This is a genomic window from Anaeromyxobacter sp. SG66, from assembly GCF_022690805.1.
In the GTDB taxonomy this organism is placed as follows: domain Bacteria; phylum Myxococcota; class Myxococcia; order Myxococcales; family Anaeromyxobacteraceae; genus Anaeromyxobacter; species Anaeromyxobacter soli.
Genome location: NZ_JALCZC010000004.1, coordinates 1 through 24,838 on the forward strand (window position 1 = coordinate 1; position 24,838 = coordinate 24,838).

The 24,838-nt window shown below is 73.9% G+C and carries 25 protein-coding genes and 1 pseudogene; 6 read left to right on the top strand and 20 right to left on the bottom strand.

What is annotated here, in order from left to right; genetic code table 11:
• Positions 1 to 521: pseudogene (locus MNZ39_RS02395) on the top strand (chemotaxis protein CheA); the annotation flags it as partial.
• 210 nt (positions 522 to 731) lie between these two features.
• Here MNZ39_RS02395 and MNZ39_RS02400 read toward each other — a convergent pair.
• The 6 genes from MNZ39_RS02400 to tatB all read right to left on the bottom strand — a co-directional run bounded on the left by MNZ39_RS02400 (position 732) and on the right by tatB (position 4,415).
• A complete protein-coding gene (locus tag MNZ39_RS02400) occupies positions 732 to 1,466 on the bottom strand; it encodes a rhomboid family intramembrane serine protease (protein WP_242333924.1) in 735 nt (244 codons plus the stop codon).
• 6 nt (positions 1,467 to 1,472) lie between these two features.
• Positions 1,473 to 1,670, bottom strand: a complete 198-nt coding sequence (locus MNZ39_RS02405; protein WP_242333926.1) for a hypothetical protein — start codon at positions 1,668 to 1,670, stop codon at positions 1,473 to 1,475.
• 73 nt (positions 1,671 to 1,743) lie between these two features.
• The gene (locus MNZ39_RS02410; protein ID WP_242333929.1) at positions 1,744 to 2,946 is read right to left on the bottom strand and encodes an acetyl-CoA C-acetyltransferase; all 1,203 of its coding nucleotides are present in this window, start codon (positions 2,944 to 2,946) and stop codon (positions 1,744 to 1,746) included.
• Between the two features lie 13 nt (positions 2,947 to 2,959).
• Positions 2,960 to 3,151: a hypothetical protein gene (locus MNZ39_RS02415; protein WP_242333932.1), complete on the bottom strand. Its 192-nt coding sequence runs from the start codon at positions 3,149 to 3,151 to the stop codon at positions 2,960 to 2,962.
• Positions 3,152 to 3,234: 83 nt separating this feature from the next.
• Positions 3,235 to 4,044 (bottom strand): twin-arginine translocase subunit TatC, encoded by an 810-nt coding sequence (tatC, locus tag MNZ39_RS02420; RefSeq protein ID WP_242333934.1) that lies wholly within the window; start codon positions 4,042 to 4,044, stop codon positions 3,235 to 3,237.
• A complete protein-coding gene (tatB, locus tag MNZ39_RS02425; RefSeq protein WP_242333937.1) occupies positions 4,041 to 4,415 on the bottom strand; it encodes a Sec-independent protein translocase protein TatB in 375 nt (124 codons plus the stop codon). Before tatB ends, tatC begins: the two co-directional genes overlap by 4 nt.
• An 84-nt stretch (positions 4,416 to 4,499) precedes the next feature.
• Here tatB and MNZ39_RS02430 point away from each other — a divergent pair, with 84 nt between their 5' ends.
• On the top strand, positions 4,500 to 4,937 hold the full coding sequence (locus MNZ39_RS02430; RefSeq protein ID WP_242333940.1) for an EVE domain-containing protein: 438 nt from the start codon (positions 4,500 to 4,502) through the stop codon (positions 4,935 to 4,937).
• 48 nt (positions 4,938 to 4,985) lie between these two features.
• Here the strand turns inward: MNZ39_RS02430 and MNZ39_RS02435 are convergent, their stop codons facing one another.
• From MNZ39_RS02435 to MNZ39_RS02445, 3 genes are all read right to left on the bottom strand, one after another.
• Entirely contained in the window at positions 4,986 to 7,550 is a 2,565-nt protein-coding gene (locus MNZ39_RS02435) for a penicillin-binding protein 1A (protein ID WP_242333944.1), read from the bottom strand.
• 35 nt (positions 7,551 to 7,585) lie between these two features.
• Positions 7,586 to 8,608, bottom strand: a complete 1,023-nt coding sequence (locus MNZ39_RS02440; protein WP_242333946.1) for an RluA family pseudouridine synthase — start codon at positions 8,606 to 8,608, stop codon at positions 7,586 to 7,588.
• Positions 8,609 to 8,724: 116 nt separating this feature from the next.
• Positions 8,725 to 9,087 carry a hypothetical protein gene (locus MNZ39_RS02445; RefSeq protein ID WP_242333949.1) on the bottom strand — a complete coding sequence of 121 codons (363 nt, stop codon included), beginning with the start codon at positions 9,085 to 9,087 and terminating at the stop codon, positions 8,725 to 8,727.
• A 230-nt stretch (positions 9,088 to 9,317) separates the two neighbouring features.
• Between MNZ39_RS02445 and MNZ39_RS02450 the strand changes: the two genes are divergently transcribed.
• A complete protein-coding gene (locus MNZ39_RS02450; protein WP_242333952.1) occupies positions 9,318 to 9,995 on the top strand; it encodes an O-methyltransferase in 678 nt (225 codons plus the stop codon).
• Between the two features lie 29 nt (positions 9,996 to 10,024).
• Here MNZ39_RS02450 and MNZ39_RS02455 read toward each other — a convergent pair whose 3' ends face one another.
• Positions 10,025 to 11,017 carry an MBL fold metallo-hydrolase gene (locus MNZ39_RS02455; protein WP_242333955.1) on the bottom strand — a complete coding sequence of 331 codons (993 nt, stop codon included), beginning with the start codon at positions 11,015 to 11,017 and terminating at the stop codon, positions 10,025 to 10,027.
• Between the two features lie 98 nt (positions 11,018 to 11,115).
• The gene (locus MNZ39_RS02460; RefSeq protein ID WP_242333958.1) at positions 11,116 to 11,289 is read right to left on the bottom strand and encodes a hypothetical protein; all 174 of its coding nucleotides are present in this window, start codon (positions 11,287 to 11,289) and stop codon (positions 11,116 to 11,118) included.
• 213 nt (positions 11,290 to 11,502) lie between these two features.
• Here MNZ39_RS02460 and uraA point away from each other — a divergent pair, with 213 nt between their 5' ends.
• Positions 11,503 to 12,804 (top strand): uracil permease, encoded by a 1,302-nt coding sequence (gene uraA / locus MNZ39_RS02465; RefSeq protein WP_242333960.1) that lies wholly within the window; start codon positions 11,503 to 11,505, stop codon positions 12,802 to 12,804.
• 110 nt (positions 12,805 to 12,914) lie between these two features.
• Here uraA and MNZ39_RS02470 read toward each other — a convergent pair whose 3' ends face one another.
• The 7 genes from MNZ39_RS02470 to MNZ39_RS02500 form a co-directional block, all read right to left on the bottom strand.
• The gene (locus MNZ39_RS02470; protein WP_242333963.1) at positions 12,915 to 14,096 is read right to left on the bottom strand and encodes a murein transglycosylase A; all 1,182 of its coding nucleotides are present in this window, start codon (positions 14,094 to 14,096) and stop codon (positions 12,915 to 12,917) included.
• Positions 14,097 to 14,177: 81 nt separating this feature from the next.
• Positions 14,178 to 15,356, bottom strand: a complete 1,179-nt coding sequence (locus MNZ39_RS02475; protein ID WP_242333966.1) for a glycosyltransferase family 4 protein — start codon at positions 15,354 to 15,356, stop codon at positions 14,178 to 14,180.
• Between the two features lie 134 nt (positions 15,357 to 15,490).
• Complete coding sequence (locus MNZ39_RS02480; RefSeq protein ID WP_242333968.1) at positions 15,491 to 16,399, bottom strand: DMT family transporter; 909 nt, start codon at positions 16,397 to 16,399, stop codon at positions 15,491 to 15,493.
• Between the two features lie 5 nt (positions 16,400 to 16,404).
• The gene (locus MNZ39_RS02485; RefSeq protein ID WP_242333971.1) at positions 16,405 to 17,163 is read right to left on the bottom strand and encodes a TerC family protein; all 759 of its coding nucleotides are present in this window, start codon (positions 17,161 to 17,163) and stop codon (positions 16,405 to 16,407) included.
• An 86-nt stretch (positions 17,164 to 17,249) separates the two neighbouring features.
• Positions 17,250 to 18,254, bottom strand: coding sequence for an MBL fold metallo-hydrolase (locus MNZ39_RS02490; RefSeq protein ID WP_242333975.1), 1,005 nt, complete (start codon positions 18,252 to 18,254; stop codon positions 17,250 to 17,252).
• Complete coding sequence (locus tag MNZ39_RS02495; protein ID WP_242333978.1) at positions 18,254 to 19,216, bottom strand: electron transfer flavoprotein subunit alpha/FixB family protein; 963 nt, start codon at positions 19,214 to 19,216, stop codon at positions 18,254 to 18,256. Before MNZ39_RS02495 ends, MNZ39_RS02490 begins: the two co-directional genes overlap by 1 nt.
• Positions 19,217 to 19,231: 15 nt before the next feature.
• Positions 19,232 to 20,035: an electron transfer flavoprotein subunit beta/FixA family protein gene (locus tag MNZ39_RS02500; RefSeq protein WP_242333981.1), complete on the bottom strand. Its 804-nt coding sequence runs from the start codon at positions 20,033 to 20,035 to the stop codon at positions 19,232 to 19,234.
• 210 nt (positions 20,036 to 20,245) lie between these two features.
• On the opposite strand from MNZ39_RS02500, the gene MNZ39_RS02505 reads away from it, so the two are divergent.
• Positions 20,246 to 20,752, top strand: coding sequence for a DUF3015 family protein (locus tag MNZ39_RS02505; protein WP_242333983.1), 507 nt, complete (start codon positions 20,246 to 20,248; stop codon positions 20,750 to 20,752).
• A 50-nt stretch (positions 20,753 to 20,802) separates the two neighbouring features.
• Entirely contained in the window at positions 20,803 to 22,749 is a 1,947-nt protein-coding gene (locus tag MNZ39_RS02510) for a DUF4105 domain-containing protein (RefSeq protein WP_242333985.1), read from the top strand.
• A gap of 13 nt (positions 22,750 to 22,762) precedes the next feature.
• Here the strand turns inward: MNZ39_RS02510 and buk are convergent, their stop codons facing one another.
• Together buk and MNZ39_RS02520 are read right to left on the bottom strand one after the other, a co-directional pair.
• The gene (gene buk, locus MNZ39_RS02515) at positions 22,763 to 23,860 is read right to left on the bottom strand and encodes a butyrate kinase (RefSeq protein ID WP_242333988.1); all 1,098 of its coding nucleotides are present in this window, start codon (positions 23,858 to 23,860) and stop codon (positions 22,763 to 22,765) included.
• Positions 23,857 to 24,819: a bifunctional enoyl-CoA hydratase/phosphate acetyltransferase gene (locus MNZ39_RS02520; RefSeq protein WP_242333991.1), complete on the bottom strand. Its 963-nt coding sequence runs from the start codon at positions 24,817 to 24,819 to the stop codon at positions 23,857 to 23,859. The genes buk and MNZ39_RS02520 overlap by 4 nt, the downstream gene beginning before the upstream one ends.
• Positions 24,820 to 24,838 lie beyond the last annotated feature (19 nt).

Here is a 24,838-nt window from a genome sequence, read left to right on the forward strand (position 1 = left end):
CGCGCGCGCCCACCCTGGCGCCTGCCGCGCCGGTCCTGGCGCGCAGCGTGGCCCCTGCGGCGCCGCCGGCTCCGCCTGCCCCGGCGAGACCAGCGCCAGCCGCGGTGCCCGCCCCGGTCGCCGCCGCATCCGCCGCCCCGGCGTCCTCGAGCCGTGCCGCGGGCTCGCACCGCGTGGTCGTGCACATGCTCGAGGGCACCGTGAAGCGCGGCGTCATCGAGGACGCCGACCTCGCCGCGCCGGTGCTCGCGCTCGCCTCCGCGCCCGGCGCCGCCGCCGACGAGCTCCCGACGGAGAAGATGAAGGCCATCTTCTTCATGCTCCCGCCCGGCGAGGCGCCGCCGCCGGCGGAGGGCAAGAAGGTCCGCGTGACCTTCCGCGACGGCCGCCAGGTGGCGGGCTTCGGCCCCGACTATCGCGAGGACGGCCCCGGGTTCTTCATGCTCCCCGGCGACACGCGCACGAACACCGGCCGGATCTGGGTCTACCGGGCGGCGGTGAAGGACGTGGTGGTGAGCTGACGCGCCGCGCGGCGGGCGCCGCCGCGTGTTCCGTGTCGAGACCGCGCGATGGGGAGGGCCCCGCGCGAAGCGCGGGAGGGGCGAAGCCCCTCCGGCGGGGAACCTGCGCGCACCCGCGTCAGCGGGCGCGCCGGTTCACGGGCCCCGCCGAGCGGGGGTGGGGCCCCGGCGGCTCCGCCGCTGGGGCGGGGGACGCCGTCCCCCGTGAGATCAGTTTATCCAGCGGGGCGGCTCGTCCTTGCCGTCTCGGCGGACCACCTTGAGGTGCTTCGCGCGGCGGCGCGCCTCGCGCTCCTCCATGCTCCGCCGGGCCTTGCGAAAGTACCGGCCGAACGAGAAGCCGCGCGACATCACCCAGCCCAGGGCGAGCGCGGAGAAGTGCACCACGAAGCGGCCCGGGCCGCCGTAGGCGATGGCGTAGAGCACGGTCCCGAACACCACGAGCGCCGCCATCATCTTGGCGCTCATGTTCACGACTCCGAACCAGGAGAGCGGGCGGTCCGGGTACATGAGCGCCCAGACGACGAGCAGCGCGTTCACCGTGGGCCAGGCGTCGATGTGGGCGATGGCGGCGGGCGGGTAGACGATCGCGACGAGCGTCGCGAGGGCGCCGGCTCCCACGGTGATCCCGAGGAAGCGCAGGAGGAAGCGCCGCTCGCCCCACGTGAACACGAGCTGCTGCCCGAGCCACCAGAGCATGAAGCCCGCGAAGAAGAGGGTGAGCGGGCTGTCCTGGACGAAGACCCACGTGAGGAGGCGCCAGACCTGGCCGCCGACGACGCTCGGCGGATCGAAGGCGAGGAGCGCCAGGAGCCGCCGGTCGAGCCAGCTCCCGATGGTGACCACCGCCATCGCCACGATGAGCAAGCCCACCGCGGCGGGGACCCGCCCGCCGAACGTGAAGACGCTGCCGAGATCGGGGGGGCGGCGGCGGGCGGTGGGCATGTGGCGTCAGGCCTTTCTTCGTTCCCGGTAGAACAGGATGATCGACAGGCAGTGGAACTCCTTGTCGGAGCTCTGCGTCACCTCGCGCTCCACCACCTCGTAATCGGGGTGCTCGGCGAGCCAGCGCGTGATGTGTTCTCCCATGTGCTCCCGATCGCGCGCGAGCGTGGTCGTGAACACCTTCACCCCGGTGAAGTCCGCCATCCCGTACCCTCCCTCGGAACGGGCTGGACCCTATCGTCCCGGGAGGGCCCGGGCAAGAACGCGACGGACGGCGTCACGGCTCGACCGGGGCGAGGACGATCGCGACGCCCTGCCCGCCGCCGATGCAGGCGGACCCGATCGCCGCCCGTCCGCCGCGCCGGCGGAGCTCGTACGCGAGGTGCATCGTGATGCGCGCGCCGCTCGCGCCGAGCGGGTGGCCGAGCGCGATCGCGCCGCCGTCCACGTTCGTGCGCTCGCGCGGGAGCCCGAGCTTCTTCTCGACCGCGAGGTACTGCGGGGCGAACGCCTCGTTCACCTCGAAGAGGTCGATGTCCGCGAGGGTGGCGCCGGCGCGCGCGAGCGCGTTCTGGATCGCCGGCACCGGGCCGATGCCCATGATGGTCGGGTCCACGCCCGCGTGGCCCCAGTTCACGATCCGCGCGAGCGGGCGGACGCCGCGCCGCTCCGCGTACGCGCGGGTGGCGACCACCAGCGCGCCCGCCCCGTCGGCGACCCCGCTCGCGGCGCCTGCGTGGATGACGCCGTCCTTCTTGAACACCTTGGGCAGCTTGCGCAGCCCCTCGACGGTGGTGTCCGGGCGCGGGTGCTCGTCGCGGTCGAACGTGACGCTGCCCTTCTTGCCCTTCACCTCGACGGGGACGAGCTCCTCGCGGAAGCGCCCCGCCTCCTGGGCCGCCGCCCAGCGCCGCTGGGAGAGCACCGACAGCTCGTCCACCGCGTCCTGGCCGATCCCGTGCTGCTCCGCGAGCTTCTCGGCGGTGAGCGCCATGGGCATGCCGGCGTAGCTGTCGGTGACGGCCGACCAGAGCATGTCCTCCATCGCGGGTGGCTTGCCGAACGGGAAGCCGAAGCGCGCGCCGCGCACGACGAGCGGCGCCTGGCTCATCGACTCGGTGCCGCCGGCGAGCACCACCTCCGCCTCGCCGAGCTCGATGAGCATGGCGGCCTGGATCACCGCCTCGAAGCCCGACCCGCACAGCCGGTTCACGGTGAGCGCGGGCACGCGCTGCGGGAGCCCGGCGCGCAGCCCCACGTGCCGGGAGAGGTAGATCGCGTCGCTGCTCGTCTGCGCCACGTTGCCCATCACCACGTGGCCGTAGTCCTCCGCCGGGACGCCCGCCTGGGCGATCGCCGCGGTCGCGGCGTGCACGGCCAGGTCGGTGGCGCTCAGATCCTTGAGCGCCCCGCCGAGCGTCCCGAAGGGGGTCCGCTTCGCGGCGAGGATGACGACGTCCTTCTGGCCTGCCCGCTTCATGCGCGAAGCCTCCTCATCTAGGGATAAGGCTCGCGGTGAGGCCTTTCACGGCGAAGGCCAGGATCGCCACCGCGAGGAGGATGTTCACGACGGGGATCGCCGCCGCGGCCCGCCCCTCCGGCGAGCGCAGGAGCCGCACGGCGCGCGGGGCGTGGCGGGCGAGCATGTAGACGGCGAACAGCGCCGCGAGGACGTGGAAGGTCACGCCGGGGATGCTACGTCCCCGCCGGGCGCGGCGCGCGGCTTTCGATGGGGGTGGGTCCGCGCGCGGGCGCGCCGGGTGAGCGCCTACGCCTTCGCGACCGACGCGGCCGGGGCGGCCTTCTTCTTGCCGAGGATGCGCGCGAGGACGATGCCGATCTCGTAGAACAGGATCATCGGCACGGCCATCATGGCGAGGTTCAGCGGGTCGCCGGTGGGCGTGATGATCGCCGCGATGAGCGTGTTCACCACGATGGCGATGCGCCGGTACTTCGCGAGCGTGTCGGCGGAGACCACCCCGATGAGCGCCAGGAACGCGATGATGACCGGCACCTCGAACACCACGCCGAAGCCGAGCAGCATCCCGAGCACGAGCCCGAGGGTGGAGCTCATGGTGAGCATCGGGACGAGGCTCGCGTCGCCGGCGATGGCGAGCATCGCGGGGAACGCCGGGGGCATGACGAGGAAGTAGCAGAACGCCGCGCCGACGTAGAAGAGCAGGGTCCCGAAGAACAGGAACGGGACGACGAGCCGCTTCTCCTTGCGGTAGAGGCCGGGGGCGATGAACTGCCAGACCTGCCAGAGCACCCACGGCGCGGCCACGAACACGCCGCCGTACACGGCCACCTTCAGGTAGACCATGAGCGGCTCGATCGAGCTCGTGTAGTGCAGCACCTGCTGCTCCTTCGGCAGGGCCGCGCGCACCGGGTTCATGAGCCAGTGGAAGATGGGCTCCACGAACCCGCCCACCGCGACCATGCCCACGAGCACGCCGAGGAGCGCGTGCATGAGCCGCTTCCGCAGGTCGCGGAGGTGCTCCATGAACGTGAGGCGGACCTCGCCCTCCGGCTCCGGCGCTCCGCCGGCGGGAGGGAGCTGCGGCGCGGTCGAGCTCATGCGGTCCTGGAGGGCGCAGGCGCCTCGGAGGCCGCGGCGGGCTCCTCCGCGGCGGGCGGGGGCGCCGCGCCGGCGGGCTCGGCGAGGGCGGCCTCGAGGCCCGGGACGTTGTCGGTCGTGGCGGGCGGCGGTGGCCCGGCGGGCGGGAGCGACGCGGCCGGGACCGGCGGGACCAGGGCGGGCTTCGCGGCCTTCCGCTCGTCCGCGTAGAGCTCGGTCTCGATCTGGTCCTTGATGTCGTCCGTGGCCTTGCGGACCTCCCGGAGCGTCTTCCCGAGGGTCTTGGCCGCCTCCGGCAGGCGGTCGGGCCCGAGGAGGAGGAGCGCCAGGATGGCGATGATCACGATCTCGCCGAAGCCGAGGCCGAACATGCGTCGCCCATATAACACGGGCGAATCCGGAAGGCTTCGCGCGGTCGTTGCGGCGCCGGCTCGCCGCGCCTAACTCTCCGGCGCATGGCCTACTGGCTCCTGAAGACCGAGCCCAGCGCGTACGCGTGGGACGACCTCGTCCGCGAGGACACCACCGCCTGGACCGGCGTCTCGAACGCGCAGGCGCAGGCCAACCTGCGCGCGATGCAGGCGGGCGACCACGCGGTCATCTACCACTCGGGCGAGAAGCGCGCCGTGGGCGTGGCGGTGGTGGTGCGCACCGCCTACCCCGACCCCGAGGGGAGCGGGACCGTCTGCGTGGACGTGCGGGCGGTGGGGCCGCTCCCCGCGCCGGTCCCGCTCGAGGCGCTGAAGCAGGAGCCCACGTTCGAGGGCTCGGCGCTCCTCCGCCAGGGCCGGCTCTCCGTCGTCCCGCTCTCGCCGGCGGAGTGGCGCGATCTCGTCGGGGTGGCGGAGATCATCGCCAAGACCGGCGGCCTCCGCGCCGACGAGCGCTTCTGACGCACGCCGCCCTGGCCGCTCGGCGGGCGCCCGCTCGCCCGCGGGCCGCTACTGCATGAAGAGGTCCTGCACCTCGACCTTCTGCTGGCCCTCCTTCACGGCGGTCGGCTCGGTGCCCTGCTTGAACGGCTCGAGCACGCCGCGCCCGTCCCCCGACGGCTTCCCGGTCTCGGGATCGATCCGCACCTCCACGATGCCGGGGGGCGCGGCGAACTCCGGCTGGGGCCGGCCCTCGAGCGCGGTGCGCATGTAGGAGAGCCAGATGGGCAGCGCCGCGTGGCCGCCGGTCTCGTACCGGCCGAGCGGCGTCACGTTCACGTCGTAGCCCAGCCACACCCCGGTCGCGAGGTCGTGGGTGAAGCCCATGAACCAGGTGTCGAACGAGTCGTTCGTCGTGCCGGTCTTGCCCGCGGCGGGCTTGCCGAGCGCCGCCGCCCGGGCGCCGGTGCCGACGGTCGCGACCTCGCGCAGCAGCCGCACGAGGATGTACGCGGTCCGCTCGTCCATCACCCGCTCGCGCGGGCGCGTCACCTCGGCGAACCCCGCCGCGAGCCGCTCGTCGAGCCCGACCCACGGGTCGCGCCAGTCGGCGCGATCCTCGAGCACGTTCCCGTCGCGGTCGAGGACGCGCTTCACGAGCGCGGCGGGGCGCTTCTCGCCGTAGCGCGCGAAGAGCGCGTACACGTTCGTGAGCTCCCACAGGTTCACGCAGGACGAGCCGAGCGCACTGCCGAGCTCGAGCTTCACCGGCGTGGTGAGCCCGAGCGCCTTCGCCCACTGCGCGAGCGCGAGGGCGCCGGCCTTCGCGGTGAGCGCCTCGGCGGTCTTCACCGCGGGGATGTTCATCGAGTTGACGAGCGCGGTGCGCAGCGTCACGTCGCCCTTGAAGTCCTGCCCGTAGTTCTGGGGCTTCCAGCTGTTCTCGTCGTCGCGGAAGACGATGGGCGCGTCGGTGAGGATCGTCGCCGGCGTGTAGTCGAGCTTCTCGATGGCGGCGGAGTAGACGAGCGGCTTGAACGCGGAGCCCGGCTGGCGGCAGGACTGGAACGCGCGGTTGAACTCGGAGGCGTCGAAGTCGTAGCCGCCCACCATCGCCACCACGTAGCCCGTCCACGGGTCCACCGAGACGAGGGCGCCCTGCAGCTTGGGCTCCTGCTCGAGCGAGAAGAGCAGCTCCGCCTCCGGCACCGCCGAGGCCTTCCCCACCGCGAGCTCCTTCTCGCGCCTCTGCAGCTGCTCCCGCGTCACGCGGCGGAGGAGCACGACGTCGCCCGCCTTCACCGCCACCGAGGGGCGGGAGATGAGCGCGTCGGGGTAGGAGACCTCCGGGTTCGGGCGGCGCGCCCAGCGCATGCCGGAGACGGGGAGCAGGCCGCGGTTCTCGCCGATCTCGACCTCGGCCGCGTCGGCGCCCACCCGCGCCACGATCCCCACGCAGTAGTCGCCGGGCTCGAGCGAGCCCTTCGGCCAGGCGCGCGCGAGCCGGCTGGCGAGCTCCCTGCGCTCGTCGCTCCCGGGGGCGACGTTGGCGACCGGCCCGTTGTAGCCCTGGCGGTGGTCGACCTCCATCAGCCCGGAGAGCATCGCCGCCTGGGCGGCGCGCTGCTTCTCGAGGTCCATCGCGAGCTCCACGCGGAGCCCGTCGTGGAGGAGCCGGTCGTTGCCGTAGCGGTCCACCACGTAGCGGCGGCCCTGCTCGACGTAGAACGGCGCCGTCTCGCGGAACACGTCGTCGACCCCGAAGACCTTCACCTCCGCCTCGGAGCCGCGCCGCCGCTCCTCCTGCGTGATGAAGCCCTCCTCCGCCATGCGGCGCAGCACGTAGCGGCGCCGCTCCTTGGCGGCCTCCGGGTGGGAGAAGGGCGAGTAGCGCGACGGCGCCTGCGGCAGCCCGGCGATGAGGGCCGCCTCCTCGAGCGTGAGCTCCTCCACGTTCTTGCGGTAGTAGTTCTCGGCCGCCGTCTGGACCCCGTAGCTGTGGTGCCCGAGGTAGACGCCGTTCAGGTACAGCCAGAGGATCTCCTCCTTCGTGAACGCGCGCTCGAGCCGCTTCGCGAGGATGAACTCGCGGATCTTGCGGGCGAGGCTCCGCTTCGTGCCCGACTCGAAGCCCTCCGCGCTGATGAGCAGCGACTTCGCGGTCTGCTGGGTGATGGTGGAGCCGCCCTGGATGCGGCGCCGCAGCACGTAGGTGTTCACCGCGGCGCGGAGCGTCCCCTTCCAGTCGATGCCGCCGTGCTCGAAGAAGTCCTGGTCCTCCGACGAGATGAACGCCTGCACGAGCTGGCGCGGGATGCGCGCGTACGGGACGACCTTGCGCCGCTCGACGAAGAACTCGCCGGCGATCTGCCCGTCGCCGCTCGTGAGCTCGGTGATGATGGGCGGCCGGTAGTCGGCGATCCTGGGCAGCTCCGGGAGGCTGCGCGAGAAGTACAGGTAGCCCGCGATCCCGGCGACCACCCCGGCGTTCACCGCCACGATGGCGAGGAAGATCGCCCAGCGGAGGAGCCGCCGGACGAGAGGCCGGGGGGGCGGGACCCCGTCGAGGACCACGCGGGAGGGGGCGTCCGTCGTGCCCCCGGTTTCGACCGTCGGATCGCGGCTGTCGCTCATCGGCTGGCGAATCTAAGCCCCGGGTCCGGGTGAGTTCAACGCTCGCCGTGTGGGCGGGCTGGCGCCCTGGCCCCCGCCCGCTCGCCCGGGCCCACCCCGGGCGCCGCGAGGTTCGCGCGCGAGAGCGCCTCCGCGAGCTCCTCCGGGAGCGGCGCCTCGAGCTCCAGCCGCCGCCCGCCCGTCGGGTGCGGGAGCTCGAGCCTCCAGGCGTGGAGGAACATGCGCCGGAGGCCCCAGCGCTGCTTCGCGGCGCGGTTCGCGGGGAAGTCTCCGTAGCGCTTGTCGCCGAGCACCGGGTGCCCGATCGCCTCGAGGTGGCGGCGGATCTGGTGCGTGCGGCCGGTCTCGATGCCGACGGCGAGGAGCGAGGCCTCCTTGCCGGAGGACAGGACCTTCCAGCGGGTGAGCGCCTCCTGCAGGTTCACGCCGCGCGCCGCCTTGGAGCGCGCGGTCTGCTCGTGCTCGGAGAGCGGCAGGTCGATGGTGCCGACCTCGCGCGGCATCTTCCCCTTCACGAGGGCGAGGTAGGTCTTCTTCACCCCTTCGCCGCTGGTGAAGATCTCGGTGAGCCCCACCATCGCCTTGCGCGTCTTCGCGACCAGCACGACGCCGGAGGTGTCGCGGTCGAGGCGGTGCGCGGGCGAGGGCTTGAACTCGGTCGGCGGCAGGTCCTCGGGCGTGCGGAGGTGCGCGCGCGCCATCTCCACGAGCGTCGCGCCGGTGATGCCGGTGCCGGGGTGGGCGGCGAGGCCGGCCGGCTTGTCCACCGCGAGGACGTCGGCGTCCTCGTGCAGCACGCCGAAGGTGACCTCGCCCCCCCGCGCCGCGCCGCGCGCCGGCTCCGGCCGCGCGAGGAGCCGCTCCTCGTCGCCGCGGATCACGACCGTGTCGCCCGCCTGCACGAGCTGCTCCGCCTTGCCCCGCGCGCCGTTCACCCGCACCTTGCGCGTGCGGAACATCTTGTAGACGTGCGAGAGCGGCACGTCGCGGAGCGCCTTGCGCACGAGCTTGTCGAGCCGCTGCCCGGCGGCGTCCTCGGAGATGGTGATCGTCAGCACCGGGATGTTCTACAGCACCCGCCCGCTCCGGACGACTCCGGCGCGCCAGCGGGGCGGGCGCCTCGCGCGCCGGCCGCCGCTCCGCGGGACCGCGCGCGGGGTCGTGCTCGGTCGCTTCAGGCCGGCGCGTCGCGCGGGCGCAGCTCGAGCGGCGTGGTCTTCACGAGCGAGACCACCAGCATCACGCCCGCCACGAAGGCGTCGTGGAACGCCACCCACGCCTGCGTGTGCGGGAACCAGATCGTCGTCACGAGCAGCCAGCCGGCGAGGGCGGTGTTGAGGAAGCGCAGGGCGGGCGCGTAGAGGGCGAGCAGCGCGGTGGTCGCGACCCAGATCCCCACGAGCCAGGTGCTGAACCCGACGCCGCCGTCGCGCGGGAGCAGGAAGGTCGAGGCGAAGAGCCAGAGCCCGAGCGCGATGTTCACCGCGCGGACGCGGACGCTCGACGCGACCGGCGTGAAGGGAGGCAGCCCGTGCATGCCACGAACCTGCGCACCATCCGTGCATGGGCAAGCGGCCCGCGCCCTCCGCGCGCCTCCCCGCTCGCCCCGCCGGCGCGCGGCGCCCCGCGACCCCGCGGTCCCGTCCGCGCGCGGAGCGGCGCGGCCACCCCCGCCCGCTCGCCGCCACGTCGGGCCGCCGCCGCCCCCAGCGGCACGTGCGCCGTGCGCGCCGGCTCCGGTATCTCCGCCCGACCGGAGGCGGGACGATGGGCTCTCCAGAGGTGAAGGGCTTCGGCCAGGGCGATCCTGCCCTCGCGGCCTGGGCCGAGGCGGTGTACGGGCCGGAGGACGAGGTGCTGCGCGAGATCCGCGCGCGCAGCCGCGCGGCGGGCCTCCCGGCGATCGAGGTCGGCCGCTTCGACGGGCTCCACCTCGAGGTGCTCGCGCGCGCCTGCGCCGCGCGGCGGATCGTGGAGATCGGCACGCTCGGCGGCTACAGCGGCGTGTGCCTCGCGCGCGCCCTGCCCGACCGCGGCGTGCTCCACACCTTCGAGCTGCGCGAGTCCCACGCCGAGCTCGCCCGCGCCGCCTTCGCGCGGGCCGGCGTCGCCGACCGCGTGCGGCTGCACGTGGGCCCCGCGCTCGAGCGGCTCCGCGACGTCGAGGCCGAGGGCCCGTTCGACCTCGTCTTCGTGGACGCCGACAAGGGCGGGTACCCGGCCTACCTCGCCTGGGCGGAGGCGAACCTGCGCGTGGGCGGGCTCCTCCTCGCCGACAACACCTTCGGCTTCGGCCACGTCCACGAGCCGGCGGCGGCCGGCGAGGACGCCGCCGCGATGCAGCCGCTCCGCGAGTTCAGCGAGCGGCTCGCGCGCGGCGGGCGCTTCCGCGCCACGATGCTGCCGACCGCGGAGGGGCTGTCGCTAGGAGTGAAGCTCCGCTGAGCTGCTGCGGCGAAGGCCGAACCGACGGGCTACAGCAGCTCGAGCTGCATGTGCTCGCGCAAAGGCTCCGCCCGGATGCCTTCCTTGCGGAGCGCGGCGGCGAGCGCGTCGGCGTGGCCGTGCACGGTGTACACGCGCGCGGCGCCGGTCGCCTTGGCGTAGCCCAGGAGCCCGGGGAAGTCGGCGTGGTCGGAGAGCGGGAACGCGGCGTCCACCCCGCGGAACCAGCGCGCGCCGTCGATGGCCCAGCCGGTGAGGATGGCGGTCCGGCGCCGGCGCACGCCGCGCATGGCCGGGCTGCGGGCGAGGTGCGGCGGCGAGACGACCACCTCCCCCGGCCCCGCGCCCTCGGGACCGAGCGGCCGGACGTTCGGGAGCGCCACGCCCTCCGCCTCGTAGACGCGGTTCACCGCGTGCACCACCGGGTGGACGCGGCAGGGGTAGCCCGCGTCGGAGAGGAACTTCAGGATCTCCTGCGCCTTGCCGAGCGCGTAGCCGAGGAGCACGGGGGTCACCCCGTCGGACAGGGCGTCGTCCACGAAGCGCCGGATCGCGGCCAGGGTGTCGGCCTTGGGCGGGAAGACGTAGCGCGGGTGGCCGAAGGTCGACTCCATCACGAGCACGTCGCAGGGCATCACGTCCGCCTGCTCCGCGGCGTGGGTGGGCTCGGTGCAGAGGTCGCCCGTGTAGCCCACGGCCACCTCGTTGCGCGTGACCCGGAGCTGCGCCGAGCCGAGCACGTGGCCCGCGCTGAAGAGCTCGAGGGTCAGCTCGCCGAGCCCGAACGGCGTGCGGTAGCCGACCGGGAGCGCCTCGGTCTTGCGGCGCTTGGGCTCCCCCAGCCGGTGCCGCATGAGCGCGATCGTGGCGGCGGTCGCGATGGTGCGGTCGTGTCGGCCGATGTGGTCGCCGTGCGCGTGCGAGACGAACGCGCACTCGACGCGTCGCTTCGCGTCGAGGTGGAGAGCGCTGTTCGTGATCCGGAGCTCACCGCGGTGGAGCTCGATCGGCGGCCGCCTCATCGGGCGCCCGTTCTACACCGTGCCCCCCACAGGCGCGAACCCCCGCCCGCGCGCCTGCCGTGGCGCGCCGGTGGAGGCTCGCGCCCGCGAGACCTCGGTCACTCGTCGTGGGCGGGAGGTGGCCGCCGCTCCGCCGGCGCCGCCTCCGTCTTCGCCTCGCGCTTCTTGCCCTGCGCCTCGCCGCCCTTCCGCTCCGCCTGGCGGTCCTGCTCCTCCAGGTCGTGGATCTTCTTCTCGAGCGAATGGAATCCGCCTCGCTTGCCTTCCGCCATCGCCCACCTCCGTTGTCGTCCAGGATCGTCACCCCGGCGGCGGAGCGCAGCGAGGGGCCGTAGGGGTAACTCGTCGGCGGCGCCCGGAGAGGGGCCTCTTCCTCATATGGGCTGTCAGTCCCCCACGGCATGATGCGCGCCGCCATGGCCCTACCTCTTCGAAAGAACTCCGAGCCCGCGCCCGCGGGCCCGGACGCGCCCCGGGAGGCGAAGATGAGACCGCAGCGCACCGTCGACGTGGGGGAGCGGCTGCCCCTCCTCCAGAGCATCCCGCTCTCGCTCCAGCACCTCTTCGCGATGTTCGGCGCGACGGTGCTCGTGCCCTACCTCGTCGGCCTCGACACCTCGGTGACCCTCTTCACCTCGGGCGTCGGCACGCTCCTCTACATCTTCATCACGAAGGGGAAGATCCCCGCCTACCTCGGCTCGTCCTTCGCCTTCATCGCCGCCTTCATCGGGATCCTGGGCGCCAAGGCGGGCGAGCTCGCCTCGCCGGAGCGGGTGTCGATCGCGATGGGCGGCTGCGTGGTGGTGGGCCTCGCCTACATCGCGGTCGCGCTCCTCATCGGCAAGTTCGGCACCGCCTGGATCGACCGGGTCCTGCCGCCGGTGGTGATCGGCTCGGTGGTGATGGTCATCGGCCTCGGCCTCGCCCGCACGGCGGTCGTGACCATGGCGATGGAGGGCGGCACCGGGACGTATCACCCGGAGTTCTTCGCGGTGGCGCTCTCGGCGCTCGCGATCGCCATCCTCGCGGCGGTCTTCCTGAAGGGCTTCCTCGGCGTCATCCCCGTCCTCATCGGCATCGTGGGCGGCTACGTCGTGGCGCTCCTCGCCGGTCAGGTGAGCTTCGCCGCGGTGAAGAGCGCGGCGCCGCTCGCCCTGCCCCCCTTCGTGCTCCCCACCTTCACCTGGGGGGCGGTGCTCACGCTCGCGCCGATCTCGCTCGTCGTCATCACCGAGCACATCGGCCACCTCATCGTCACGAACAACATCGTGGGCCGCGACTTCATGAAGGACCCCGGCCTGCACCGCTCGCTCGCGGGCGACGGCGTGGCGACCGCTTTCGCCGGCCTCGTGGGTGGCCCGCCCAACACCACCTACGGCGAGAACATCGGCGTCATGGCCATCACCCGCGTGTTCAGCGTGTGGGTCATCGGCGGCGCGGCCGTGATCGCCATCGTGATGTCCTTCTTCCCGCCGGTGGGCGCGCTCATCCGCACCATCCCCACCCAGGTGATGGGCGGCATCTGCATCCTGCTCTTCGGGATCATCGCGTCCGCCGGCATCCGCATGCTGGTCGAGGCGGGCATCGACTTCTCGCAGAAGCGGAACCTCATCATCGCCTCGGTCGTGCTCGTCATCGGGATCGGCGGCGCGAAGCTGAACATCGGCACCGTCGAGTTCAGCGAGATGCCGCTCGCCACCTACGTCGGCATCCTCCTGAACCTCGTCCTGCCGCGCGGGCTCGAGAAGGGCGCCGGCGAGGCGTCGGGCGAAGCCGCCGACGTGTAGCCGTGTAGCCCGGAGGCGCGCGCGCCTCTCCGAAAGCGCCCGGTCCGCGCTGCGCGGCCCGGGCGCTCGTGCGTCCGGGGGCGCGGCGCGGCCAGGAGCCCCCGCGGCCTTCAGCGCAGGAGCAGGTAGTAGAGCCGCCCGGGCTGCTTCATCCGGCCGGCCGCGCTCTCCGCGTAGGCGCCGCTGCCGAAGAAGAGGTCGATGCGCGCGGAGCTCCGGATGGCGCCGCCGGCGTCCTGATCGAGGAAGAACCGGCCGAACGGCTTCATCGGCCCGCCCGCCGCGTCGGTCGGCCGCTCGGCCTCGACGAAGGCCAGGGCGCCCTTCGGGAACACCTTCCCGTCGGCGGCGAGGGTGCGATCCGGCGTGACCGGCACTCCCAGCGAGCCCACGGCCTCGTCCGCGAAGCGGAAGAAGACGTAGGACGGGTTCGTGGCGAGGAGCAGGGGCTGCTCGGAGGGGTTCGCCGCGAGCCAGGCCTTGATCGTCTGCATCGAGACCTGCTCGCGCGGGATCGCGCCGCGACGGACGAGCTCCGCGCCGATCGCCTCGTAGCGGTGCCCGTTCTTGCCGGCGTACGTGACGACGCGGGTCGTCCCGTCCGGAAGGCGCAACAGGCCGCTCCCCTGGATCTCCACGAAGAACGCGTCCACCGCGGAGCTGACGAAGGCGAGCTCCGCCCGCTGGCCGGAGAGGGCGCCGTCGGCGATCTCCGCGCGCGTCGGGTAGGGCACGAGCCGGCCGTCCTTCACCCTGCCCACGAGGTCGGCGGAGAGCGCGGGGAAGTCGCGCGCGCGCACCTGCACGAGGTCGTCCGGCGCGCGGTGCAGGGGGACCTGGAAGCGCCCGCCGCGATCGAGCGCGCCGTCGAGCTCGGGCAGGTAGTAGCCCGTGAAGAGCACCGTCCCCCGCCCGTCGCCGACCGAGCGGAAGACGCGGAACTCGCGGACGAGCGCCTCGCGCAGCGCCGCCGGCGGGGGACGCGCGGCCACGAGCTCCCGGAAGCGGCGCAGCGAGGCGGCGACGCGCGCGAGCGGGACGCGCTCCTTGCCGAAGGCGAGCGTCCGGCCGGGGTCCGCCCGCGAGAGGCGCGCGAAGTGCTGGAGCGACCGCTCGAGGGCGAGATCGAGGCCCGCGTAGTCGAGGTCGTCGGCGAAGGCGGGGAACGCCTCCGGCTTCAACTCCTCGAGCGCGCCCTCGGCGCTCGAGGCTGGCTGGGGGGGAGGCGGGAGGGTGCGGCAGGCGGCGAGCGCGAGCGAGCTGACGAGGGCAAGGCGGAGGGCGCGGCGCATCGCGCACGATAACCCGGGCTCTGCCGGCGCCATTCCGCCCGCTCGGTCGCCCGGTCGGGGGACGGCCGGGCGCCCGGCGGATCAGGAGGCGGCGCGCGCCGGCTCGCGCGCGGCGGCGCGCGCGGGCTGCAGCACGGCGTCGAGCCGCGCCCCGACCTGCGTCCACTGGAACCGCTTCAGCACCCGGGCGCGGCCGGCGGCCCCCAGCTCCCGCCCCCGGGCCGGATCCCCGAGGAGCGCGAGCAGCGCCTCGGCGAGCGCAGACGGATCGCCGGGCGGGACGAGGAGGCCGGTCTTCCCCTCCTCGATGATCTCAGGGACCGCCTCCACCGCGGTCCCCACACAAGGGACGCCGCACGCCATCGCGTCGAGGAAGGCGATGCCGAACGGCTCGACGAGCGTGGGGAGGGCGAACACCGTCGCCCGCGAGAAGAGCTCCTCGAGCCCGTCGTAGGGCACCGGGCCGAGCTGCTCCGCCCCGTCGGGCAGCGCGAGCGGCTCCGGCGGGCCGGCGATGAGGAGCCGGGCGGCGGGCCGACGGCGCCGGACGCGCTCGAACGCGTCGAGCAGGATCGTGCCGCCCTTGCGGGCGAACTCGCGGCCGACGAAGAGGATCGTCTCGCCGTCGTCCGCGCGAGCGGGGCGCTCCGGCACCACGTTCGCGCCGGCCCCGACGACGACGATCCGCTCGCGCGCGAGGCCGTAGTCGCGGACGAGCGAGCGGGCGACGTTCTCCGAGAACGTCGCGATGGCGGCCGCCCCCCGGTAGCAGGCCCGCTCGCGCTCGAACCAGGCGCGCCCGTAGCGCGGCGGGGCGGCGAGGCCGGCCCGGCGAAACGCGGGGGCCGCCTCGGCGAGCGCCCGGGTGTGGTCGAGGAGCAGGACGTAGGGGAGGCGCGCGGGGAGCCCCGGCGAGAACAGCGCCCCGTTCTGGAGCACCACGTCGGGAGCAGGATCGAGCGCCGCGAGGGCCACGCCGAGGTGGCGCGAGTGGACGTCGAAGGCGTAGGGGGTGTTCCAGCGGTAGGTGAGCGCCTGGCTGCGGAAGCGCGCCGTCGCGAGCGCGAGGTGCACCGCCACGTCGCGCGTGAAGCGCGGCAGGCGCGTCGCCGGATCGCGCAGGTCGAGCGGCCCGCGCGCCGAGACCGGGGTGATCCGGTGCCCGAGGGCCCGCAGCGCGTGGGCGACGTGCAGGGTGACGCCGCTCTGTTCCCCGTAGTTGGTGTAGGCGATCGAGAGAGACGGGTCGGGTCGATCCATGCGCGTGTCGGTCCTCGCGGTCACCCGGGAAGATGTAGACCGCGCGGGAGCGGGGGAAGCCCTGCCGCGGGCCCCCGCTCGGACGGGTGGAGGGACGCCGCACCCGTGCGCGAGGCCCCGCGGGACCGCGCCCTTCAGCCGCCGCGCGCCTGCGCGGCGACCGCCGCGCCCCCGGCGCCGCGCCGCCCCTCGAGGAGGCCGCCCACCTCGCCGGCGATCACCCCGAGCACGATGAGCGCGCCGCCGCTCCAGTCGGTCACCCGGAGCGGCTCGCCGCCGTAGAAGTGGCTGAAGAGCGCCGCCGCCACCGGCTCGAGGGAGAAGATGAGCGCGGCGCGCACGGCGGTGGTGTGGCGCTGCCCCCAGTTCTGCACGAAGAACGCGAGGGCCGTCATGAGCACGCCCGTGAACACCACCGTCCCCGCGAAGACCGCCGCGCCCTCGGGCCGGTAGTAGCGCGCCTCGAACGGCAGCATCGCGGCGGCGCCGAGGAACGTGACGGCGATCTGAACGAGCGTGAGCGGCACCACCGGATGCCGCGGCGACCACTCGGACGTGTAGACGATCTGCAGCGCGAACGCGACCGCGCAGGCCGCGGTGAGGAGGTCGCCGAGCCGCACCCCCGCGTCCACGGGCTCGCCGAACGGGTGGGTGAGCAACCCGAGCCCGGCCACCGCGAGCGCAACCCCCGCCCAGCTCGCGAGCTTCACCCGCCGGCCGAGCAGGAAGCGGGCGACGAACGGGACGATGAGCACCGCGAGCCCGGTGAGGAACCCGGAGCGCGAGGGCGTCGTGTGATTGAGCCCGACCGTCTGGAGGACGAACCCGGCCAGCATGAAGACGCCGAGGAGCCCGCCGTGGCGGAGGAGCCCCGCGCCCACCCGGTCGCGCCGGACGAGCGCGACGGCGGCGAGGAGGGCGGCGGCGACCCCGAACCGCGCCGCGAGGAACACGCCCGGCGAGGCGACCGAGAGCACGCCCTTCACGAAGTGGAAGGTCGTGCCCCAGAACAGCGTGAGGATGAGCAGGGCGAGATCGGCCACGCGCGCTAGACCTCTCCCTCGAACCGGCCGTGCAGCTTCACCGGCGCTTCCTTGGTGCGCCGCATGCGCATGTTGAGCAGCTCGACCCCGAGCGAGAACGCCATCGCGAAGTAGATGTAGCCCTTCTCCACGTGCCGGCCGAACGACTCGGCGACGAGCATCACGCCGATGAGGATGAGGAAGGAGAGCGCCAGCATCTTCATGGTCGGGTGCCGCTCGACGAAGTCGCCGATCGCCCCGGCGAACACGAGCATCACCCCCACCGCGAGCACCATGGCCGTGACCATCACCGCGAGGTGCTGGGCCATGCCCACGGCGGTGATGACGGAGTCGAGCGAGAAGACGATGTCGAGGACGCCGATCTGGACGATGACGCCCCAGAAGCTCGCCGCGCCGCCCTGCCCCGCCGCCGCCTCCGGCCCGTGCTTCACCTCGAGCTTGTCGTGGATCTCGAACGTCGCCTTCGCGATGAGGAACAGCCCGCCCGCGAGGAGGATGAGGTCGCGCCCGGAGAACCCGTGGCCGGCGACGGCGAAGAGCTCGCGCGTGAGCCTCATCACCCAGCTGATCGCGAAGAGCAGGCCGAGCCGCGTCACGAGCGCGAAGGCGAGCCCGAGCCGGCGCGCGCGCGGCTGCTCCCCGGCGGGCAGCCGCCCGGCGAGGATGGTGAGGAACACGACGTTGTCGATGCCGAGGACGATCTCCATCGCGGCGAGCGTCGCGAGCGAGATCCAGGTGTCGGGCTGCGTGAGCAGGTCGAGCATGCCGGCCTCCCATGCCCGATGCGGGCGCCCTTGTCGAGCGGGAGCGGGCGCTCCCTGTCGCGCGGGGCGGGCCCGGGCGGGCGGCGTCAGCGGGCGAGGGCGAAGCGCCTCGGGCCGCCCGAGGGGGCGCGGATCACCTCGCCGCGGGCCTCGAGCAGCTCGAGGTTCGCGACCGTCTCGGACATGGTGAGGAAGGCGTCGCCCGGCTTCGCCCAGGGGAACAGGGCGCGGGAGAGCTCCCAGGCGGTCCGCGGCGCCTCTGCGAGGAGCTCGCGCAGCTTCGCCTGGCGCTTTCCGTAGAAGTCCACGAGCCGGTCGATCACCGCCCGGTGGCCGGAGAACGGCGGGCCGTGGCCGGGCAGCACGAGGTCGATCTCGAGGGCGTGCATGCGGCGGACGCTGTCGAGGTAGGCGAGGAGCGGGCGGAAGTAGCCCTCCTCGCCGCGGGGGCCGAGCTCGATGAGCGGGTTCGGCGAGACCTTCTGGAGGAGGTGGTCGTCCGAGAAGAAGAGCCGGCGCGCGCGGTCGTAGAGGCAGACGAGGCCGGGGGTGTGCCCCGGCATGTGGAGCACCTCGAGGTCGAGGTGGCGCCCGCGGATCCGCTCGCCCTCGCCGATGGGGCGCGCCTCCGGGACGCGGCGCGCGAGCTCGAAGCTCTTCTCCCCCGCGAGGGCGGTCGCCTCGATCACCTCCGCCGGCACGCCGAGGCGCGCGAGGTGCGCCGAGTAGGCGGCGGCGTGGTCGCGCCAGCGCCAGCCGCCCTCGGCGACCTTGGGCAGATCGGCCGGGTGCGCGAACACCGGCGGGCCGGCGCCGTGGCGCTCCTGGACGAAGCGCGCCCCGCCGTAGTGGTCCACGTGGCCGTGCGACACCACGATGCGCGAGACCTCGTCGAAGCGACGGCCGATGCGCCTGAACCCCTCCTCGATCGCGGCGTGCGCCTCGGTGCTCGCGAAGCCGGAGTCGAAGAGCACGAGCCCGCCGCCAGCCTCCTCGATGACGTAGACGTTGACCGGCCCGCCCGCCTGCGGGAACGGGATCGGCACCGCGATGCGTGTGACTCCGAGCCCGGCGAGCTCCGCTTCCGTCATCACCGGCTCTTCTTCAGCTTCTCGGCGAGCTCCGGCAGGGCCTTGAACAGGTCCGCCACGAGCCCGTAGTCCGCGAGCTGGAAGATCGGCGCGTCGGGGTCCTTGTTCACCGCCACGATCACCTTCGATCCCTTCATCCCGGCGAGGTGCTGGATGGCCCCGGAGATGCCGGCGGCCACGTAGAGCTCCGGCGCGACCACCTTGCCGGTCTGCCCGACCTGCCAGTCGTTCGGGACCCAGCCCGCGTCCACCGCCGCGCGGCTCGCGCCCACCGCGGCGTTGAGCTCGTCGGCGAGCGCCTCGATCGGCTTGAAGTCGCCCTTCGTGCCGCGGCCGCCCGCGACCACGATGCGCGCCTCGGTGAGCTCGGGCCGCGCGCTCTTCACCTCCGTGAACCCGGCGTAGCGCGTCCTGAGCGCGCCCGCGTCGACGCTCACCTGCGCCGTCGTCACCGCGCCCTTCCCCTCCTTCGCGGCGGCCGGGAACTCGGTGGCGCGCACGGTGAACACCTTCACCGGCGTCGCGAGGGCGACCTCGGCGAGGACGTTGCCCGCCCACATCGGCCGGCGGAACGTCACCTCCGCGCCCTCGCCGCCGAAGCCCAGCACCTCGGTGGCCATCGCGGCCTCGAGGAGGCCCGCCACGCGAGGGAGCAGGTCCTTGCCGAACGCGGTCGCCGCCGCGCCGACGTGGGTCGCCTCCACGGCGCGCGCGAGCTCGGCCACGACCGGCGCGTGCGCCTCGGCGAGCGGATGCTCGAGCACCGCCGCGTCGGCGGCGTGCACCTCCGCGCCGTAGCCGGCGAGCTCCTCGGCGACGGGGCCGATCCCGCTCCCCAGCACCGCCACGTGCAAGGTCCCGCCGGTGCGCCGCGCGACCTCGCGCCCCGCCGAGAGGGCGTGCAGGGTCGCCTTGCGGACCGCGCCGCCGAACTGCTCCGCCACGATGAGGACGTTCGCCATGATGTGCCTCGCGCGCTAGACGACCTTCGCCTCGCCGTGGAGCTTGCTGAAGAGCTCCTCGACGTCCGCCACCTTCACGCCGCCCTTGCGCGACGGCGGCGCCGACAGCTTCTTCACGACCACCTTCGGCGCGAGCTCCACGCCGAGCGCGGACGCCTGCAGCTCCTTCAGCTCCTTCTTCTTCGCCTTCATGATCCCGGGCAGCGAGGCGAAGCGCGGCTTGTTGAGCCTGAGGTCGGTCGTCACCACCGCCGGCAGCGAGACCTCGAGCGTCTCGACGCCGCCGTCGACCTCGCGCACCACCGCGAGCGACTTGCCGTCCGCGGCGAGCCTCAGGCCGGGCTCCTTCTTCTGCTCGGCCTCGCTCTCGAGGCTCTCCGTCTTCGAGGCGAAGGTCGCCTGCGGGAGCCGGAGCCGCGCGGCGAGGTACTGCCCGGCCTGGTTCTGGTCGTCGTCGATCGACTGCTTGCCGAGGATGACGAGGTCCGGCTTCTCCTGCTCGAACACCTTCGCGAGCACCGCCGAGACCCCCACCGGATCGAGCGGGCCGTCGTGGCGGACGAGGATCCCGCGGTCGGCGCCCATCGCCAGCGCCGCGCGGATCTCGGTGGCCGACTTGTCGCCCCCGATGGAGGCGACGATCACCTCGCCGCCGTGCTTCTCCTTCAGGCGAAGCGCCTCCTCGACGGCGATCTCGTCGAAGGGGTTCATCTTGTAGTTGACCCCGTCGGTGACGATCCCCGAGCCGTCGGGCTTCACCTTGATCTTCGACTCCGGGTCTTCCACCCGCTTCGCGGTCACGAGGATCTTGAGGCTCATGGATGCACCTGATTTCCGAATCGGTTCGAGGGCCGGCCAGATCTTGCGCAGCGCGGCATCGGACCGCAACCGAAAAGGCGGGCGCCTGTGCCCCACGAGGGCGCCGCCAGAAACGCGCGAAAGTGCGACAGACCGGATACGAGGTGGAGACGCGGGCCCCCGGAAGGGCCCATTCTCGCTCCGTCAAACTCGCTCCAAGGAGACATGAAGATGCGCAGCTCCCTCGCACTCGCGATCGCCGCCGTCGTGTTCGCCTTCCCCGCCGCCGCGCAGTCTCGCGCGCAGACCGAGTCCGCCATCAAGGGCACGGGCAAGTACGGGGCCGCCGGCTGCGGCCTCGGCTCGATGGCCTTCGGCGACACGCCGGGCGCCGTGCAGATCCTCGCCGCCACCACGAACGGCCTGTTCGGCACGCAGACCTTCGGCATCACCACCGGCACCTCGAACTGCGGCCCGGGCCTCTTCGCCATGGGCACGAAGAACTTCGTCGAGGCGAACCGCGAGGCGCTCGCGAAGGACATCTCCCGCGGCGAGGGCGAGGCCATCGGCGCGCTCACCGTCATCAACGCCTGCGGCGACTCGCACAAGGTCGGCGCCGCGCTGCAGAAGAACTTCAAGACCATCTTCCCGAGCGAGAGCGCGTCGAACGACGACGTGACGCGCGCCATCCTCGAGACGCTGCACGGCGACCAGAGCCTCGGCTGCGGCAAGAGCTAGGCGGAGCGGGGAGGGCCGAAAGCGGCCCCTCGTGGTAATCAGGAGCGCGGATGACCCCCAAGGTCGCCGCGCTCCTTCTTCTTTCCGTCCTCGCCGCCCTCCCCCGGAGCGCCGCGGCAGAGGCCGCTCCCGCGATCGCCCTCCCGACCGCGGCCGCGTCGCTCGTCGCGCGCGCCCGCGCCGCTCACCTCGCGGAGGATCCGGGCTGGCTCCGCCTCGGCCACTGGCGCAGGGGGCTCCTCGGCCTCCGCAGCGAGGTGGACGGGCGCGAGTTCTTCCTCGCCAAGGACGGCAAGACCGATCCGGCCGCCGAGCTCGAGGCCACCATCGCGGGCCTCTTCTCCCCCGGACCGTTCGCGGACGAGCTCGCCGATCCCTACTGCCGCTTCCCGGCCCGCGCCGCCTTCCTCGCCGCGCGGCTCGGGCTCGACCCGGCCGCCCTCCCGCCGCGCAGCTGCCCCAAGCTCGACGACTTCCTCGCCCGCGTCCGCCCCGCGGGCGTGACGCTCGTCTTCTCCTCCTACTACCTCAACAACCCCTCCTCCTCCTTCGGCCACACGCTGCTCCGCCTCGACAAGGCGGAGGGCGCCCGCGAGGGGAAGCACTTCGAGCTCCTCGACTACGGCGTCGACTACGCCGCCACGGTCGACACCTCGAACGCCATCCTCTACGCGGCGAAGGGGCTGTTCGGCCTCTTCAAGGGCGAGTTCAAGCACTACGCGTACTACTACAAGGTCCGGCAGTACGGAGACTTCGAGTCGCGCGACCTGTGGGAGTACGACCTCGCCCTCGCGCCCGAGGAGACGCAGCTCCTCGCGCGGCACCTCTGGGAGCTCGGCGGGACCTGGTTCGCCTACTGGTACCTCGACGAGAACTGCAGCTACCACGTGCTCGGCGCGCTGGAGGCGGCCGCGCCGCGGCTCGACCTCCTCTCGCACGTCGGCCGCGCCGTCGTCCTCCCCTCCGACACGCTGAAGGCGCTCTACGCGAACCCCGGCCTCGTCCGCGCCGTCCACTACCGCCCCTCGATCCGCACGCAGTTCGAGGCGCGCGCGCGCGACCTCTCCGGCCTCGAGCTCCGCACCGCGGTCGTGCTCGCGAGGAGCCCGGCGGCGCCCTTCCCGGAGGCGCTCGCGCCGGCGCGGCGCGTGGCGGTGCTCGACGCGGCCCAGGACCTCCTCGACCTGAAGCACGGGCGAAAGCTCGTCATGGGCGAGGATCCCGCCGCCGCGACGCTCCGCCAGGCGCTCCTCGAGCGCCGCGCGGAGATCCCGGTGGCGAGCGCGCCGCTCGAGGTGCCCGCGCCCGAGGCCCGCCGTCCGGACCAGGGCCACGGCTCGTTCCGCGTCGGGCTCGGGGGCGGCGCCGCGGACGCGCACGGCGGCTACGCCGCGCTCGAGACGCGGCTCGCCCTCCACGATCTCGCCGACCCGCTCCAGGGCTACCCGCCCACCGCGCAGATCGAGTTCCTGCCCGCGAGGCTGCGCTACTACCCGGAGCACCAGCGGCTCGAGCTCGACGACGCGTCGCTCGTCCGGGTGGTCTCGCTGAACCCGCTGTCGCGCTGGGACCAGCGCCCCTCGTGGCGGATGCGGGTGGGCGCGACGACCGTGCGCGACGGCGGCTGCGCGGGCTGCCTCGCCGGCGCCCTCGAGCTCGGCGGCGGCCTGGGCGCCGCGAACCTGGCCCGCGCGGTGGACCTCCTCGCCCTCGGCGACACCGAGCTCCTCGGCTCGCCGCGACTCGACGGCATCCGCGGCGCCGGCGTGCGGCTCGGGCTCGGCCCCTCCGCGCTCGTGCGGATCCGCGGCGGCGAGCGGGTGGTGCTGCTCGCCGAGGCGCGCTGGCGCTACCTGCCCTTCGCCACCCCCGAGCAGACCTGGGCCCTGTCCGGCACGCTCCGGCTGCACCTCACGCGCGCGCTGTCGCTCGCCCTCGAGGCGCGCGCCGCGCCCGAGGACCGCGACGTGCAGGCGGGCGTGCTCGTCTACCGGTGACGCACCGCGCGGCTCAGCGCTCCTGCCCGTAGCGCCGGACCCGCTCGGCGCCGCGCACGACGCGCAGCGCGCCCTCCGCGAGCGCGCGCAGCTCGTCCTCGCCGGGGAACACGTGGGTGGGGGCGATCCAGCCGACGCGGCGGCGCACGCCCTCGACGACGTGCGGGAGGTGGGCCATCCCGCCGGTGAGGAGCACCGCGTCGACCGCGCCCTCCAGGGCGGCGGCGAGCGCGCCGACGGCCTTCGCGATCTGGTAGCACATCGCGTCCACCACGACGCACGCCTGCGAGTCCCCGGCCTCGCAGCGCCGGATCGCCTGTCGCGCGTCGCGCGTGCCGAGGTACGAGTACAGGCCGCCGTCGCCGAAGAGCCGCCGCTTCAGCGCGCGCTCGTCCGCGCCCGGGGCGAAGCAGAGGTCCACGAGCGCCATCGACGGCACGCCGCCGGCGCGGTCGCCGGAGAACGGCCCCTCGTCCTGGGGGTTCACGACGTCCACCATCCGCCCCTCGCGCTGCGCGGAGAGCGAGACGCCCGTGCCCATGTGGACCACCACGAGCCGCAGGTCCTCGAGCGCGCGGCCGGCCTGCGCCGCGTAGCGCCGCGCCACCGCCCGCATGTTGAGCGCGTGCGAGAAGCTCCGGCGCTCGACGCCGCACAGGCCGGAGACGCGGGCGACCGGATCGAGCTCGTCCACCGAGACCGGGTCGACGATGAAGGCCGGGCAGCCGTGGTCCTCGGCGAGCGCGCTCGCCATGGGCGCGCCGAGGTTCGAGGCGTGCTCCCCGCGCTCGGCGCGCTCGAGGTCCTCGAGCATGGCGGCGTCGACGAGGTAGGTGCCGGAGCGGAGCGGCGGCAGGAGCCCGCCGCGGCCCGCGACGGCGGCGAGCGCGCCGCGGCCGACGCCGGCGTCGCCGAGGAGCGCCCGGGCCGCGTCGAGGCGCACCGGCAGCTCGTCGAGGACGCGCGCGGCGGGGCGCTCCATGAGCGCCGGGTGGGTGAGCTTCTCCTCGCGCACCAGCGCGTCGCCGCGGTAGAGCGCGAGCTTCGTCGAGCCCGCGCCCGGGTTCACCGCGAGGACGAGCGGCTCCGCGCCCGCCGTGTCGGTCGTCATGGCCGTCCGTCCCCGGGCGAAGGCGCGCCGCCGCCCGCCGCGGCGAGGGAGGCCGCCGAGAGCACGCCGAGCGCGATCGAGTAGATCTTGTCCTCCGCCCGCTCCACGCGGGACGGGATGAGCACCGGCGCGCGCGCGCCGACGATGACGTGCCCGACGTGGCGGCGGGCGAGGTAGGTGAAGGCCTTGCCGAGGGCGTTCCCGGTCTCGATGGAGGGCACGAGCAGGAGGTCGGCGTGACCGGCCACCGGGTGGTCGATGCCCTTCGCGCGCGCCGCCTCGGGGCTGAGCGCGTTGTCGAGGGCGAGCGGGCCGGAGACGACGCAGCCCGCGAGCTCGCCGCGCGCGTTCGCCTCGGCGAGCGCCTGGGCGTCCTTCGTCGCCGCCATCGCCTCGTTCACGGTCTCGACCGCGCACAGGCAGGCCACCTTGGGCCGCTCGTAGCCGAGCGCCTGGAAGAGCCGGACCGCGTTCTCCACGATCTCCTTCTTCTGCGCGAGGCCCGGCGCGACGTTCACCCCGCCGTCGGTGACGCCGAGGAGCCGCGGCCGCTCGGAGAGCGGGTGATCGGCGACGAGCACGTCGGAGAGGAGCCGCCCGGCGCGGAGCCCGTCGGCGCGGTCCAGGATGGCGCGCAAAAGCTCGGCCGTCGGCAGCCGGCCCTTCATGAGCACGGCCGCCTCCCCGCCGCGCACCATCGCCACCGCGCGCCGCGCCGCGTCGGCGTCGGTCTCGGCCGGCTCGATGCGGTAATCGCCGGGATCCTCGCCGGCGGCCGCGAGCCGCGCCCGGATCCCGGCCGGCGAGCCGACGAGCACGATCTCCGCGATCTTCTGGCGCCGCGCGAGCGCCGCCGCCGCGAGCGCGGTCTCGTTCTCCGCCGCCGCCACGGCCACGCGAAGTGGACCTCTGGCGCGGGCGGCGGCGACGAGCCGCTCGAGCGTGGGGATGGGAATCATCGCAGCCCTCGCGGTACTA